At 52.8% G+C, this 15,024-nt stretch carries 11 protein-coding genes; 6 read left to right on the forward strand and 5 right to left on the reverse strand.

Going from position 1 to position 15,024, the window contains the following annotated elements:
- Window positions 1-61: 61 nt before the first annotated feature.
- The gene (locus tag KO216_RS02960) at window positions 62-1,162 is read right to left on the reverse strand and encodes a phosphotransferase (protein WP_215522841.1); all 1,101 of its coding nucleotides are present in this window, start codon (window positions 1,160-1,162) and stop codon (window positions 62-64) included.
- 483 nt (window positions 1,163-1,645) lie between these two features.
- Between KO216_RS02960 and KO216_RS02965 the strand changes: the two genes are divergently transcribed.
- The 5 genes from KO216_RS02965 (at window position 1,646) to KO216_RS02985 (ending at window position 9,562) form a co-directional block, all read left to right on the forward strand.
- Window positions 1,646-1,969 carry a hypothetical protein gene (locus KO216_RS02965; RefSeq protein WP_215522843.1) on the forward strand — a complete coding sequence of 108 codons (324 nt, stop codon included), beginning with the start codon at window positions 1,646-1,648 and terminating at the stop codon, window positions 1,967-1,969.
- 138 nt (window positions 1,970-2,107) lie between these two features.
- Window positions 2,108-2,608 (forward strand): PH domain-containing protein, encoded by a 501-nt coding sequence (locus tag KO216_RS02970; protein WP_215522844.1) that lies wholly within the window; start codon window positions 2,108-2,110, stop codon window positions 2,606-2,608.
- Window positions 2,609-4,297 carry a PH domain-containing protein gene (locus KO216_RS02975; RefSeq protein WP_215522846.1) on the forward strand — a complete coding sequence of 563 codons (1,689 nt, stop codon included), beginning with the start codon at window positions 2,609-2,611 and terminating at the stop codon, window positions 4,295-4,297.
- A gap of 265 nt (window positions 4,298-4,562) precedes the next feature.
- Entirely contained in the window at window positions 4,563-7,235 is a 2,673-nt protein-coding gene (locus KO216_RS02980) for a YhgE/Pip domain-containing protein (protein ID WP_215522847.1), read from the forward strand.
- Window positions 7,232-9,562, forward strand: a complete 2,331-nt coding sequence (locus tag KO216_RS02985; protein WP_215522848.1) for a YhgE/Pip domain-containing protein — start codon at window positions 7,232-7,234, stop codon at window positions 9,560-9,562. Before KO216_RS02980 ends, KO216_RS02985 begins: the two co-directional genes overlap by 4 nt.
- A 109-nt stretch (window positions 9,563-9,671) precedes the next feature.
- On the opposite strand, the gene KO216_RS02990 is transcribed toward KO216_RS02985, so the two are convergent.
- The 4 genes from KO216_RS02990 to KO216_RS03005 form a co-directional block, all read right to left on the reverse strand.
- Window positions 9,672-11,963 carry a YhgE/Pip family protein gene (locus KO216_RS02990; protein WP_215522849.1) on the reverse strand — a complete coding sequence of 764 codons (2,292 nt, stop codon included), beginning with the start codon at window positions 11,961-11,963 and terminating at the stop codon, window positions 9,672-9,674.
- Between the two features lie 70 nt (window positions 11,964-12,033).
- Window positions 12,034-12,558, reverse strand: coding sequence for a dihydrofolate reductase (locus KO216_RS02995; protein WP_251451765.1), 525 nt, complete (start codon window positions 12,556-12,558; stop codon window positions 12,034-12,036).
- 10 nt (window positions 12,559-12,568) lie between these two features.
- Window positions 12,569-13,363, reverse strand: coding sequence for a thymidylate synthase (locus KO216_RS03000; protein WP_215522850.1), 795 nt, complete (start codon window positions 13,361-13,363; stop codon window positions 12,569-12,571).
- A 133-nt stretch (window positions 13,364-13,496) separates the two neighbouring features.
- Window positions 13,497-14,324, reverse strand: coding sequence for a hypothetical protein (locus KO216_RS03005; RefSeq protein WP_215522851.1), 828 nt, complete (start codon window positions 14,322-14,324; stop codon window positions 13,497-13,499).
- 133 nt (window positions 14,325-14,457) lie between these two features.
- Between KO216_RS03005 and KO216_RS03010 the strand changes: the two genes are divergently transcribed.
- The gene (locus KO216_RS03010; protein WP_215522852.1) at window positions 14,458-14,967 is read left to right on the forward strand and encodes a DUF2505 domain-containing protein; all 510 of its coding nucleotides are present in this window, start codon (window positions 14,458-14,460) and stop codon (window positions 14,965-14,967) included.
- The last annotated feature ends 57 nt before the right edge of the window (window positions 14,968-15,024 follow it).

Genomic DNA, 15,024 nt, shown 5'->3' on the forward strand with positions numbered 1-15,024 from the left:
GTTTCCCGGGCATTTATATAGGGAAAGCCGCGCTGGTTTTCCCGCGTGAATAACGCAACCCTTAATTACTGGGGTCTACTTGCGCGTCCTCACAATCGGTCGAGGGAGTATCGCCGTCGGTTGTTGGACCATCTTCGGGGGCTAGTTCCGCGGTGCTTTCACCAGGTTCAGGGGAGTTATCCGTGCTTGATTCAGCCAGCTTATCCGCATTCTTGGAGGCAAAATCCTCGCGGAGGGCGGGCAGCAGCCCAGTGCTATCCAAAGTGTCAGCCAATTGCGCAATCAACTCGCGGGCATCGGCAATGATTTCTTCGTTGTTTTCTCGTACCCCATGTAGCAGCCACTCCAGCAGCACCAGTTCAGAGTTGAGTTCGATTCGCGCGTTTAATTTGGGGTCTTCACTTAGCCGCAGCTTGCGGTAGGTATCCAGTACCCCCTTAGCGAACTCATCGGAAGAGGAGGAAACTACCCAGGCCAGGTCGCGGGCAGGGTCACCGAATTGGGCATCGCCAAACCCGGTGATACCGGTAATCGCCTCGTCCTCTGTATATAGGTATGGCTCTTGTAAATCTGCGTGGATAAAAGCCGGCGAAAAACGCCACAAAGAAACATCCTCGAGGCGTTCCTCCCAGCGCTGCCACAGGCGCGGCGGAATGGCGCGGGTAGGTGCACTCTCATCCAAAAGGCTTAGCCAACGGCGGCGAATCTGATCCGCGCTAAATGCGGGGCGATCAGCGGCTTGTAGAATCCGCACGGGCAGATCATGCAAAGAAGCCAAGGCACTCCCTAAAGATTCCGCGAGTTTGTCGGAGACGGTTAAATCTTCTTGGCTCAACGGTCTGCCCGGGAAGGCCACATGAACTAGGGCGTGCTTTCCTCCTACAATCCGCACCGAGTGCGCCGGCCAGGGGAGGGCAAAAGGTAAACACGCTCCGTCATGGGTGAGCGCCTGCATTATCCGGCTTTGGATTTGCAGTTCTTCGTCTCGGTGCTGGGTGCGGGGGCAGTTGACTAGCCATTTGCGTCCAGCTGCGTCTTTCACTGCGCATACGCGCAAGTCTTCGGTTTCAAAACGCGGCGAGCAAAGCGATACAAAGTCGTTATCGGGCATCGCAGCAGCCGCCATCGCGGCTAGGGGAAGAAAATCGTCCGTGTCATTCACGGTTTTAGGTTATCAAGTAGGGCGCGTTTCCGGGTTCAAGTAGTAGAAATAGTCTGGCTTCCGTGCTGTTTTCTTAAGAGATACTAGGTTGCTCACTGCCGGCGGTGGTTTATGACTAGCTATTAGCGGCTACGCGACAAAGCTGGCGCGGTTTATGTGGGTTAGGGCACTAAAAGATTTGAAGTGATGAAAAAGTTATTAAATGACAGACATAAAACGGGTGTTTCGGGGCCTAAAACCCTTAAAATACCCAATACTTACCACCTGTTAAGTATTGGGGTAATACTTCACCTAAAATCTTTAAAGTGCACATCTGCGCTGGTAAACACATTTTTATGAAAACTTACCTACTTTCCACCCAATAAGCTTTTACAAAATGTGACGTAGATCACGCATAAATTAGGCTTATTAGCTTGCTTTCATTTGACCGAGTGGTAACATTAATACCAACAAGAAAGAATTCAGGTCATGAGGGAGACTGAAATGAACAAGGGAACTTCGATCAAGAAGATGGCTGCTTGCGGGATCGCTGCCGCGGCTTTGATTCCTGCTGGCGTGCTCACCGCACAGGCTGCCGAAGGGCTGTCCAACGACGGTGTGCAGACCTCCGTTCAGATTCAGGCTCGCACGACCGAGGTTAGCGGAAACCTAGCCGCTAACGATGTAGATGCTTCGGCTTATGCGGCCAACAATCTCTCCGCGATTGACCGCATGGGCGGCGCCGGCTCCCTTGCCGGAATCGTTATCTTGGGTGGTATCGGCGCGGCCGGTGCTATCAGCCTTACACGTTCCTTCATGATCGGGTAGATCCTCTTACTACCTGATAAAAACCCCGGGCACCCCTCAACTGCCCGGGGTTTTTTGTACCCTTTTTTGCTGCCTGGAAAAAGCAAGTCAAGACCGGGGGAAGGCGCTGATAATATAAAAGCAAAAAAAGGACTATCAATGTCTTCTTCTCAGTTAGATCCATTTGCGCCGGTAGGGGTGAAGTTCCGGCCAGTTTCTTTGGAGCTTATAAAGGTGCGCCTGGCAGCAGTGGCATTTTTCTTGCTGTGCTCAGCTGCAGTGGCGATTATTTTATTTTTCTTACTTCCGCAAAAGTGGATTGGTCTGCTGTTAATCGCGGTGGTGGTGGCAATTGCGCTGTGGCTGCTGTGGCTGATTCCGCGGCAAGTGCGCGCTATGGGGTGGGCAGTTACCGGAACTGACCTGCAGATTCGCAAGGGAATAATGTTTAAATCCCTAACCGTGGTGCCTCTGGGCAGGCTGCAATATGTAGACGTTGAAGAAGGCCCGATTGCCCGTCATTTTGGAATTGCGCAGGTAAAACTGCATACTGCTTCCGCATCGACGGACGCAGAGTTGCCGGGCATTCCCCGCGAGCAAGCCGCCCAGCTGCGCGAACAAATCGCAGATTTAGCTGAAAGTAACCTCGAGGGAATTTAAATGGGCGATCAGAACCTGAACTTTGAAGTCCCAAAATCACCGCCAGTATCCGCAGATTTTTCCGCTCCTATTCTGGGGGGAGGCCAATCGCTAGCAGAAACTACCGGTGTTGGCGCTATCGATACTAGGAAGAAAAACTCCACCTGGCGGCGAGTGCATTGGTTGACCCCACTACTGCAAGTCTGGCAGGCGCTGGTAATTATCGTGGTGGTGGCACTAACCCAATCGCTAAATAACCTGATTATGTTGGTTCGCAACCTCCGGGAAAACTTGCCAGGGCATCCCGCACTATTATTGCTGGTGATAGTGGTGCCGCTGGCGATTTTCTTCCTGCTCGGCCTCTACCTTTATTTTGCCTGGCGAGCGACCTCCTGGAAAATAACCGCTGAGGACGTGCAATATCGGCGGGGTATTTTCTTTAAGAAACACCGCAAGATTCCCCTAGATCGGGTACAGTCCGTGGACGTGTACCGTCCCTTCTTGGCCCGGCTTTGTGGCGTGGGGGAGCTGCGAATCGAGTCGGCAGGGGGCAGTGGATCTCGGGTGCAAATCCAGTTCCTAGCCAATAAGTATTTAGATGGTGCGCGCCGGGAAGTAGTAGCCCGTATCGCCGGACGGCAGAGCGCCGAACCGCAGATACTGGGGGAGCGTTCAAAGGGCATAGCTGGAACCGAGCTGTTTGCGGAGGACGATTACCATCTAGACCGCGATGAGTATGAAGTTTATCGGGTTTCACCAGGTCGTTTGATCGCCTCCGTGCTGTTGACTTCGCAAACGGTCTGGTTGCTGATAATGGCGCTGATTGTGGCGATTGGCGCTATCGTAGTGTTCATCATGGCGGATCTAACTGTGCAGGGGTTAGTCGCGGGAAGCCTTATCCCCACCATTATTTCCATTGGAATTATTCCCCTGATGATACTGTCTTATGCCTGGTCACGTTTTAACTCCGGTTTCAATTTCAGCGCCAATATCACTCACGATGGGATTCGGATTACTTCGGGTCTGCTCGCTCTAAAATCCCAGACCTTGCCGCCCGGACGTATTCATGCCATCCGGTTTATCCAACCGCTACTGTGGAGACCTTTCGGCTGGTGGCAAGCAGAAGTTACCCTCGCCGGGCATGGGGTGGAAACCAGCGGTAACCAAAAGAAACAAGCTGCCGACAATCTACTTTTGCCAGTGGGAACCTTGGAACAGGCAAAAGTTATTTTGCAGATGGCGATCCGAGATTTAGGGGCCAGTGAGGGCGCAGCAGCCGACAGGCTACTGCAGGCGGCTTTTAACGGCAAGAACTCAGGTTCGGAATCGAAAGTTATATTCACTCCTTGCAGCGAAAAAGCCAAGATTCTAGATCCCCTTGCGCGCTTTCGTCGCGCCTTTGCTGCCACCGCGACCGTGCTTATCTACCGTGACGGGTGGCTGCGGCGCAAAGTTACCTTCGCACCCCACGAACGCGCCCAATCGGTTACTACCAGCGCCGGTCCCCTCCAGCGAAGCCTAGGACTGGCGGGTGTGCGCCTAGATTTAGTACCCGGTACCGCCCAGATGAAAGTTCCACACCTAGATGCAACGCTGGCAGCTCAACTTGCTGAACATGAACTGGCGGTCTCAAAAATACGTTCCCAAGTGGAGCCGAATGCCCAGTGGGCAGAGCGTATGCTACAAACCCTCCGCCCTACCGGACAATAATTGCGACGTGCTTGCGTGCGGGGCTGGCTCGATAAAAGTACTCCAGGGAACCCCATTTTTCTCGCTTCAGCGTGAATGGAGATTGATAACAGGAGGCTAAAAAGCGTGTTTCCGACTAAAAAAGATGGTGACAACGCGTGTGCCTCTGACCTGAATCAGGCGGTGAACGCGCAAAACTTAGGCATACCCGGATTCTTCCGCGCAGTATTTCAAATGGGTAACAACATGCATTGTCAGAACTTCAACACAAGGTTATGATTACAGGGTGAAAGATAGCTGGCGGGTGCTGACTCGTGATGTAAAGCGGATTTTTTCGGTTCCGCGATCGCTGATTATCATCATCGGTATCTTGGTCACTCCAGCCCTATACACTTGGCTAAATATTTTGGCCTTTTGGAACCCCTATAACGCGACAGAAAACCTGCCCATAGCAGTAGTGAATAACGATGTGGGGACGGAATCCGCACTGACTGGTGAGCTCAATGTTGGCGACTTGGTAGTCGACAAATTATCAGATAATAAGCAGCTCGGCTGGCAGTTTACAGATCAAGCCACAGCCAATCACAAAATCAGAACCGGGGAAGTTTATGCGACTTTTGTCATCCCCAAGACCTTTAGTAAAGACTTAGTTGATATTTTCAGTGGCAAACTCGATCAGCCGACCATCGAATACAACGTGAATGAAAAGAAAGGCGCTATTGCGCCAAAAATTACTGATGTGGGAGCAAATGAACTCGATATTCAAATCACGTCAACTTTCCGGGGTCAGGTTGGAGAAGCCATTGCGCAGGCTTTACGCGACGGTGCCTTAGAGATTGACGCTAATGTTGTTGGTGCTCAGGGCAGCGCTTTAGATGCTTTGAGCGGTATTAACCGGGATCTGACCGATGCGCAAGGCACCTTGGATTCCGCCAGTGCATCTTTGACGGGTTCCTTACAGACTATGAAAAAAGTCCGGGCTACGCTGGCTGCAGCTGACCCGGCATTGGCTGATGTTTCCGCGGCTTTGAGCGATGCGCAAGACATTTTAAGGACGGTCGTCTCTGATGCTTCCGAATTTGCTGCAATGGCGGGGCAAGCCAGTATTAACGCCCAAAAAGCACTCAATGAATCCTCGGCGGCGGCAGATTCGGCGGTGTCAAATGCGACAAATAAACTCACCGAAATAGACTCACAGCTGGAATCCGGCATTAAACGGGCGAATACTTCGATAGAAAAAATGCGGGATCAGATTGCGGTTTTGGAAGGATTCCCGCAAACACAAAAGCTCGCTGCGGAGTTGAAAACCCAGCTGAACGAGATGCAGGACCTGCTCAACAAGATCGGGAAAACTGGGTCAGATGCGGCAAAGGCTAGCCAGGATTTGCAGGCACTGATGAAATCCTTTGATCAGGCTCTGACCAACGCGCAACAGGCTGCCACTAATCTGCGCGAACAGTCTACTCGAACCGCATCTCAGTTAAATGCCCAGGTAACGCAGCTTTCGGCGCAGCTGGGAGCCATCAAATCTGCGGTGAGTACCGCGCGGATTTCCCTTAAGGAAATTTCGGCGCTGACCCACGGAATCGATGATCAGATTGTAGACACACAAAATGTGCTTGATCAGGTGCAGAGCAATCTCAACGCGCTGTCCAATATAACCAGCGGAGCTCAAACCGATGTGGCAACTCTCGCTACCGCGCTCCGGACGGGGAGCTTGAAAACAATCATTGGGTTGGATCCGACCAATATCGGACGTTACCTGACCTCACCAGTAAAGTTCGACCAACAGACGCTTTTTCCCATCAACTCTTATGGTTCGGGAATGGCTGCCATGTTCATCAATCTCTCCCTGTGGATTGGTGCGCTTATCCTGGTCATTATTTTCCGAGTAGAAGTCGATAAAGAAGGCTTTGACTGGTTGAGTTTGCGCTCGGCTTATCTGGGGCGATTCATGCTCTCCGGGGTGCTTTCTATAGGGCAGGGGTTGATAGTCAGCGTGGGCAGTTTGCTGCTGGGAGTGCAGGCGGCAAATGTTCCCGCTTTCATCGCTACTTCCATGCTGATCGGACCGTGTTATTTGGCAATTATCTATGCCTTGGCAGCCGCATTCAGTCACGTGGGGCGCGCCCTGGCAATATTGCTGGTGGTGTTGCAGATTCCCGGTGCCTCGGGTATCTATCCGATTGAACTCATGCCCAGATTTTTCCGCCAGCTTTCCCCGGTGCTCCCGTTTTCTTACGGCATCGACGCGATCCGAGAAACTATCGGTGGGTTCTATCACGGGCGTTTCTGGCATGTTATGACGGTTTTATTGCTTATGAGCGTCGCTGTGTTCCTTCTGGGGTTTGTGGGGAGACGTCGTTTCGGTTACTTCACCCAGCTGTTCTATGATGATTTGGCTCGCACTGAACTGGTCGTGAATGAAGACGTTCAGCTGCAAAGTCGCGGTTACCGCTTGAGCAACATCATTGCGCTGCTGGCGAACCGGAAAGAATTTTCCACCCGTATCCGGCAACGTCAAGAAGAATTCAATGCCCGCTATCACGCTTTGATTAATGGAGTGAGCAGCGTGGGGATTTTGGGACTGGTTGTACTCGGGATGATTTCCTGGCTCACCTCCGCCAGTAAGCCACTGCTCCTGGGGATACTAGCGATTTGGGGAGTGGCCATCATGGGGACTCTGGTTGGCGTAGTGGTACTAAAGAGTTCCATCGAACGAGCCGAGAGCTTATCATATCTGACGGAAGATGAACTTTTCGAGAGCCTAGCTCGCCAGCGAGAAACGAATGTTGCTAAAACCGAAAATCGATCGGAGAGCCAAAGCAGCGGAGATTACCGCAGCCGCAGTAAACGTCACCTCATTAGCGCGTCTGTGCGGGCAGACGCTGTGGATGAAAGTACTGAGAAGCCGGCTGGCGAAACCGATGCCTCCGCAACTAGCGAGGAGCCCCGATGAACGAAGTACTTTTCATCATCCGAGACGATTTCCGTCAGATTCGCGGCAGTATCATGGTTCGGATTTCCATGGTTCTGTTGATTGCCGTGCCCTTGTTCTTCACCTGGTTCAACGTGCTGGCGACCTGGGATCCCTTCTCAAATTCGGGACGGCTGAAGATTGCCGTGGCTAACACCGATGAGGGTTACACCAGTAAAATACTGAACGTCAAAGTCAATGTGGGGAATACGGTGCTAAAGGAACTGGCAGTAAATGACCAGTTTGATTGGGTAATAACCAGCAAAGATAAGGCTTTGGAGGGTGCGCGTTCGGGGGAATATTACGCGACAATTGTGTTACCACCGGATTTTTCACGGTCCATGTTTACCTTCTATGCCGGCGGAGCTGCCCCGGCAAATATCACGCTGCACACCAATGAAAAAAAGAACCCGCTTTCAGCTAATCTCACTACGCAAGGCGCTCAGGGGGTCACCGCGCAAATCAACACGACTTTTTCGCGAACCTTGGCAGAAGTGGCCGTAGGTATTGCTGAGGACGTGTCCTCTTATATAGACACTGCTGACACTCAGGCAGCTCTGGATCGGCTGAGTAACCACCTCGAAACCCTATCTGCGGAACTGAATTCCGGGGCGAATACCGTTAGTGCTCTGTCAACTTTGATAGGTTCGGCGGTGCCGCTAGCCACCGGAGCAAAACAGTTGGCTGCGGGGGTACAGGACTCCTTCGAGGGGGCTGTTGACTCCACATTTGATTCCAGAGGAAAAGGCGCCGCCGGAACAACCAATCCCTTCACATCCGTCTCTTCTCGGCTCGATGATGCTGTGCGACTGGCTGAAAACAATATTTCCGACCTGCAAAAGCAGTTAGACAAATTGCTGAATTCGGTCAATAGCGCCAGCCAAAGCAGTGCGGACACAGTCGAACAGCTTAAGACCTTGTTGGATAAGCAAAACGCTGGCTTCCAACAGACGCGGGACGCGCTCGAGCGTGCTCTGGGGTCGGAAGGGGCGGATTTAGTAGGGAAGGATCCGGCTGTCGACCGATTCTTGGCCGAGATGGATGCGGCGATTGCTCGTCAACAAATCCTGGCGGAGCGACTGGGAAGTATTGCGGCTGACCTGCGCAGGGGAGTAACTGTAGATTCTGACCTGAGAAAGAAAGCCCGCCAAGCCATAGCAGATGCGCAAAAAGCTATTGACACCGCTCGGTCCAATTTTGAGAAAAACTTACAGCCAAAGATTGAAGGTCTGCGTAAAAATCTGGATTCTGCCGGAGAAAATGTGAAGGTTTTCCGTTCCTATCTGCAGCAGGTGCAAGCCGATCTTTCGGACAGTGCGGGCGGGATGATTGCGAGTATGCGTCGCTCCCAAAAAACCCTGGACAATACCGCAAAACGGATGCGTGACGGAGCCCGCCGCTTGAATCAGGCTCGGGAACAGATTTCGTCTGCCCAGGCGAAAGGGGACTTGAAAAAAATCGCCACCACGCTGGGAGCTGACCCCAAAGATTTTGCCCGCCTAATTTCTTCCCCCATAGCGGTAAAACGCAATGCGGTGTTCCCCGTAGCCACCTTTGGGGTGGGGATGACTCCGCTATTCACCGTTATAGCCCTGTGGGTTGGGGCGCTGCTGGCGGGGGTTTTCCTGCGCACTGACGTTTCTGAGAATGTGGCTAAACGCTACCTGGCCAGCAGGGGAGCCCGGAAAGATCCTGACGCAGCTACTGGTGCGGATGCGAATGCGGAGGAATCTTCCCGGTTGGAAGGGGCGGAAACGGAACCTAGCGAAACAGTATCGACTCCATCCGCAGAAAAAAAGCCTATATTTACCGGGGCTCAAGAGTACCTGGGCCGTTACCTTATGTTCTGGGTAATTGGGATGGCGCAATCCACATTGCTGATGGTCGGGCTAATTGTGTTTGTGGAGATTGAACCAGCCCATCCCTTCCTGCTGATTTTGGCAGGCTGGGTTATTTCCACTGTGTTTACCGTTATTGTTTATACACTCGTCGTGGCACTTGCTAATGCGGGTAAAGCCTTAGCAGTGCTGTTGCTGGTGTTACAGATTTCTGCTGCTGGCGGAGCCTATCCGTTGGAACTGCTACCGCAATGGTTCCAAAACATCAGTCCCTGGCTGCCCGCCACCTATGCGATTAACTTGATGCGTTCGGCTATCGCCGGGATTTACGCAGGGGATTTTGCCTATAACCTGGTGATAATCCTGCTATTCCTGATTCCGAACCTGGTGCTCGGACTGGTTTTACGGCGTACGATAGCCGGGCGGATCCACGATATGGCTAAAGAGGTTGAAAAAACGAAAGTCATGTAGCCAAAGTGGAGTGAGCGAGGAGGCTAGGTTTTTCCCCGCCCCTACTTGAACGGGAGGAAAAACCCAGCCTCCCGTGCCTAGCCCTCGCCAGCCCCGCACTAACTTGCAATCAGTTACGCAGGTTTTCTTTGGCTTGGCGGGTGCGCTGGTCGAAATCTTCTACGCTGTTGTTGGAATCCCCACCTAAGGGGGAAGACACCAGCGGGACTTTCTTGAAAGTCAGTGCCGGATCGTAGGGCATGGGGCGCTGACCTTTACGGCGTGCCGCTGCGATGAAGCTGACTATCCAGGAAATCACTGTCCAGATTGCCAAAACTATTAGCGCTTTGCCTAAGTGCAGTTCCCCGCCGGCAATGGCCGCGCGAATAGTGCGCGCCACATGGGTCATGGGGAAGAGCGGGCTGAGGAACTGGAAGAACTTAGGGGCAGTTTCTACCGGGAAAGTAGCCCCAGTGGAAGTGATTTGCAAGCACAGCAAGATTACTGAAAGGGCGCGCCCGCGGTATCCGAGAGCAGCCACGCAAGCCTGGTTTACCGCCACGTATCCGATAGAAGCTAATACTGCTATCAAGATTAAGGCTCCGAAGTTTTGGGCATCTAGCTTCAGGAATAGCTGCAGGCCGGTCACTACTGTGATTGCTTGCAGTGCGCCAAAGAGCGCCCCGATAGACATGGAACGGAAACCACAGCGCCAGAAACTTTCTTCCGGGCGGCGCCGCAAATCTAGGGCGGGGAAAATCAGGAAGATGGCGATCCCGCCGATCCATAAACACAGAGCCATAAAGAAGGGCGCGAATCCGGCACCGTTATCATGCACTGGGTTTTCTCGTACCGATTTTACGTCTGCCACCCCGCTCGCGGCTTTAGAGACTTTTTCTGCCTGTCCCCGGTCAACGGTGGGAACCTGCTGGGCGCCATCGCGCAGCCCTTCTTCCAAGCTAGAGGCCCCTTCGGTCAGCTTACCGATTCCGCCAGAAAGTTGTTTTCCGCCCTCGGAGGCTTTACCCGCACCCCGGGAAAGAGAATCGAGGCCGCCGCTGAGAGCATTAGCCCCCGTGCGTAACTGTCCGGAATTCTTATCTAGGGTAGAGGCTCCGGCAGAAAGTTTCTGAACCCCCCGTTGTGCCTGGTCTAATCCGTTCGCCAAGGCATAAGTGCCATCTTTTAGAGTCGGTTTTTGCTTTCCGGCTTGAGCCTGTGGGGTAAGGGCGGTTTGCCGACTAAGTTCCTTAACTCCTTGATCTGCTGCGTTCAGCTTCGCCTTCATTTCTTGTGGATCAGCCTGGGAAAGTTTGTCCGCGATCGTCAGCAGGCCTTGACCCTTGGTGATATTTTCGGACAGCTGCTGCAGGGTGATGCCCTGTTTGTTCGCTAGTTCAGTAAGCAACTGGCAGTGGGGGAATGACGGAAGTGCCGCCGGGGGCACCTGGGCGCATTTGTCCGCTGCTTGTTTAAGTTCGTTCAACAATTGGTTGATTTTGGCGGTATCGATGTCGGCTTGCGAAAGTGGGGCTAAAAGATCCACCAAGTCATTTCCGCTTTTAGCTAGTTTACTAACTTCGGGTTGCATGGCAGCTACCTGCTGGTGAATCTGGTCGACACCGCCATCTACTTGCTTGGCACCAGCAGCTAGTTTCGGCATATTGCTATTTAGCTGCCCCAGACCGGAATTGAGGCTGGAAACCCCACCGGTATAGGCGGTGATTCCATCCCGCAGCTTCAGGGCGCCATTGCGGATTTTAACACTGCCATCAGCGAGATCTCCCAATCCCACCACTAGCGTGTCGGCCCCAGTACCTAACTGTTCTCCCCCTGCGGCCAGTTGGTCAGCTCCCGAGGCCGCATCTAGAAATCCCTCTTTTAGCGGACCGGTCGACAGTAAAAGTTGATCAATATATCCGGCAGCGCCCTCATGAGATAAAGCGGCCTGCAGTGCTAAAGCAGCGGAAGTTGCCATCGTTCCCTGCAGATAGTTCACCGCGTCATCGGTGCGCAGTTCTAGCTGAGCTTTCTTGCCTGGAACCTGTGACTGGGGGTCGGCGAGTTTCGCGTAAGAGCTGGATAGATTATTGGGAATCAGCAATAGGGCTTTATAGGTTCCGTCTTCTAGACCTGATTTAGCCTGGGGGAGGGAAGCTTTAGTCCAGTCGAAGCCGGGGGCATCATCCTTATAGAGTTCTTTTTCCAGACTTTCCCCCAGATTAAGGGTTTTTTCGCCATTTGCACTGGTGGCGGTAGCTGGCTGATCTAGGTTCACCACCGCTGCTTTTAGGACGTTAACCCGTTGCATCGGATCTTCATACGCCCAGGTAAACAGGCCGGAATACATTAACGGAATCACCAGGATACCGAGAATTACTATCACGTTGGAAAGAGTGTTCCAACGGTATTTCTTCTCCATCGTGCCTCCGAAATTTCTAGACTTATATCTTTTACTAAACGGTTACGATACACCAGTGTATCCAGCGGCGTTAATTGCCGGTAGAATCTTTTTTCTTATAGTAAACAAGCTGCCAGCGACAATCCCCGGAGATAGGGCGAAACTCACTATCGGAGCGTGCCGTATCCACCTGCCAAAGCTGCGGACGAATCTGGGGAGCGTGGGCGTAGTCGGGCTGGTCACCCACATCTAAATCCAGATAGGTAACCACCAGTTCATCAGCTACCTTCATTCCTTCTTGATACAGGCGCGCCCCGCCAGTAATCCAACATTTTGCTGCCCCGGAATCCTCGGCTAGCTGCAGAGCCCCTGAAAACGAGGAAGCTACCTGTACGCCCTCGGCCGGGTAGCCCTCCTGAGAAGTTAAAACGATATTTAACCGGCCGGGTAAAGGCTGTTTCCCTAAGGCTTCAAAGGAGCGGCGCCCCATAATAATCGGGCTACCCATAGTAGTGGCTTTGAAATGCTTAAAATCAGCGGGAACATGCCACAGCATGCCCTGGCCATCGCCGATAACTCGGTGCGCTGCCTGCGCCCAGATCATGCCAATCTTCATCGCCTTCCTCCTAAACTGCTATCGGCGCTTTAATAGTCGGGTGGTGGCGATAGTTTTCGATCTCGATATCTTCCCACTTATAGGCGTAAAGATTATCAGCGTGGTTAAGATGCAAAGTAGGGAAGGGGTAGGGCTCGCGGGATAGCTGCTCGCGCACCTGCTCCACATGGTTGTTGTAAATATGGCAATCCCCGCCGGTCCAAATCAAATCCCCGACTTCCAGCCCGCTTTGCTGAGCCAGCATATGGGTGAGCAAAGAATAGGAAGCGATGTTGAAAGGAACCCCCAGGAACATATCGCAGGAGCGTTGATAAACCTGTAATGAGAGACGACCGTCTGCCACATAGGCTTGAAATAGCAGGTGACAGGGGGCAAGCGCCATTTTATCTAGTTCCGATACGTTCCAGGCCGATACCAGCATCCGGCGCGAGGAGGGATCATTCTTAATGGTGTCAAGCAGGTTTTCGATCTGGTCGATATTGCCCTTTGGGCTGGGCCAAGAACGCCACTGGACCCCGTAGACCGGTCCCAGCTCGCCCTCGGCATCCGCCCAATCATCCCAAATATGTACTTTCTTTTCCTGTAGCGGCCCTACGTTAGAGGTGCCGGATAAGAACCAGAACAGTTCCTCGGCAACTCCCCGCATAAATACTCGCTTAGTGGTAATTAAGGGGAAAGATTCTGCCAGGTTGTAGCGCAGCTGGGCTCCGAACAGTGAGCGGGTACCGGTTCCGGTACGATCTTGCTTCTCGCTGCCAGTTTCTAAAATTTTGGCCAGTAAATCCTCGTATTGCCTGTCCGTCACGCGCCCTCACCTTTCGCTAGTCCTTGTCCATATTCTAGCCGGGCAGCGGCACTTTTTGTTTGGTGGCGGGCGCACCGGGGCAATAACTGGCGCTATTTAGGGCAGTTTTGAGGACACGCGCCGGTATCCGTCCTCACTCAGCGAAAAAATCTTCTCCGGTGCCTGCGTGGGCAGGTTCTTGGGTGAGGTCAATGACCGGAGCCAGCTCCACCATTAGATCGCTAACAGAGGCATCCCGGGAGTCTCCGAGGGCAGCCTGCACTCCCTTGACGGTGCGTCGCGCAACTGCCTTCCCGGATAGATAACCTACTCCGGCACCGATCCCGAAGGGGATTAGCCGTCCGACCATTCTTCCAGCAGTGCGGTGAGCAAGTTTCTTCGAGGCATATTTCATCAGCGCCTTATTTACCTGCCCCAAAGTAGGGGAGGAAAGATTCTTTAGGGAAGCGCGCGCCCAACTAAGCGTCCGCAGCCCCAACTGGTCAGAAACAATCTCTGCACCTTTCTCTCCTAGCAGGCTAGATAGCACCAAAGCGCGGCGCTGCTCGCGGTCTTTAGGGCGCACCCCATGCAGACGCGAAACCCCCAGGATATAGCTGGTAGTCTGTACTGCGTAGACTGCCAGCTCTCCGGCGGTTAGCCCCAGGGCGATCCCAGTTCCGGTACCCGGCACTGCTGCTCCCGCCCCCACTGCTGAAGAGGCGTAAGCGGTGCGCTTAATGTACTGTTTGGTTAAAATATCCTCCAGTTCACGCAGGTCAGCATGGGGATGGGTTTTAGCTAGCCGCAACAGCTTATTGTCAATGTATTCGCTAGGAATATCCAGGACTGCGTCTATTACTTCCCCAAAGTTAGATGCTTGGCGCGCTTTTGCTACTGATTCTTTCAGTGCCGTGGCCATTTGTTTTTGAGAGCTGCGCTTAGCGGGCTGGAAAAACTTAGGAACTTTACGCTCGAACATTTGGGGTTTTCTCCTGGTTGTGCTGGTAATTGAAACTGGTTAGAATCAAAATTACTTGTTGTTATTAGGTTAGCCGCCTCGGCTGTAAGTGGCGACCCTCGAGAAAAAATAGGTCGAAAGAAAGGGATAAGGATTGCGTGATTTCGAGCTATTGATTCACTATCCATCCTCGCCAGAGCAGGTTTTGCAGCTGCTAAATGATCCGGGTTTTTTGGAATTTCGCTGGACGCAAATGCCGAAAATCCACTGCCAAGTCCAGGTGAAACCGGCGGGGGTGGGAACTTTTGTGTCGCGAGCAAAAGTGAATATTGCAGATGTGAAAACATCTTCTCCTTACGGGAAGCTGCTCCCGGACCAGTTAATAATCGAAATGGTTGAGAACTGGCAGGATAATCCGGTTCCGGGGCTGTTTGCCCAAGGCGGTTTCCAGATGCGGATGGAAAAAGTTCCCCTGCGAGTGCAGGCAGAAAGCACGCTAGAGTCCGCTGGAGCAGACGGAAGTAAGACTTTGCGACGCGTAACCGGAAATCTGAGCGTAGATATTCCCTTTATTGGCGGTAAAGTGGAACGAGAAATCCTCTCTCACCTGCAGGATTTGGCTCGCGGGGAAGAGGACGCGGCTAAGCGTTGGCTGGCGAAATAATTCAGCTTAAACATCTCTATGGATACCCCTGCCCGAGCTGAGGCGCGCCTAGCATAG

Origin of the sequence: Varibaculum prostatecancerukia (genome assembly GCF_943169825.2) — a bacterium.
GTDB classification, from domain to species: domain Bacteria; phylum Actinomycetota; class Actinomycetes; order Actinomycetales; family Actinomycetaceae; genus Varibaculum; species Varibaculum prostatecancerukia.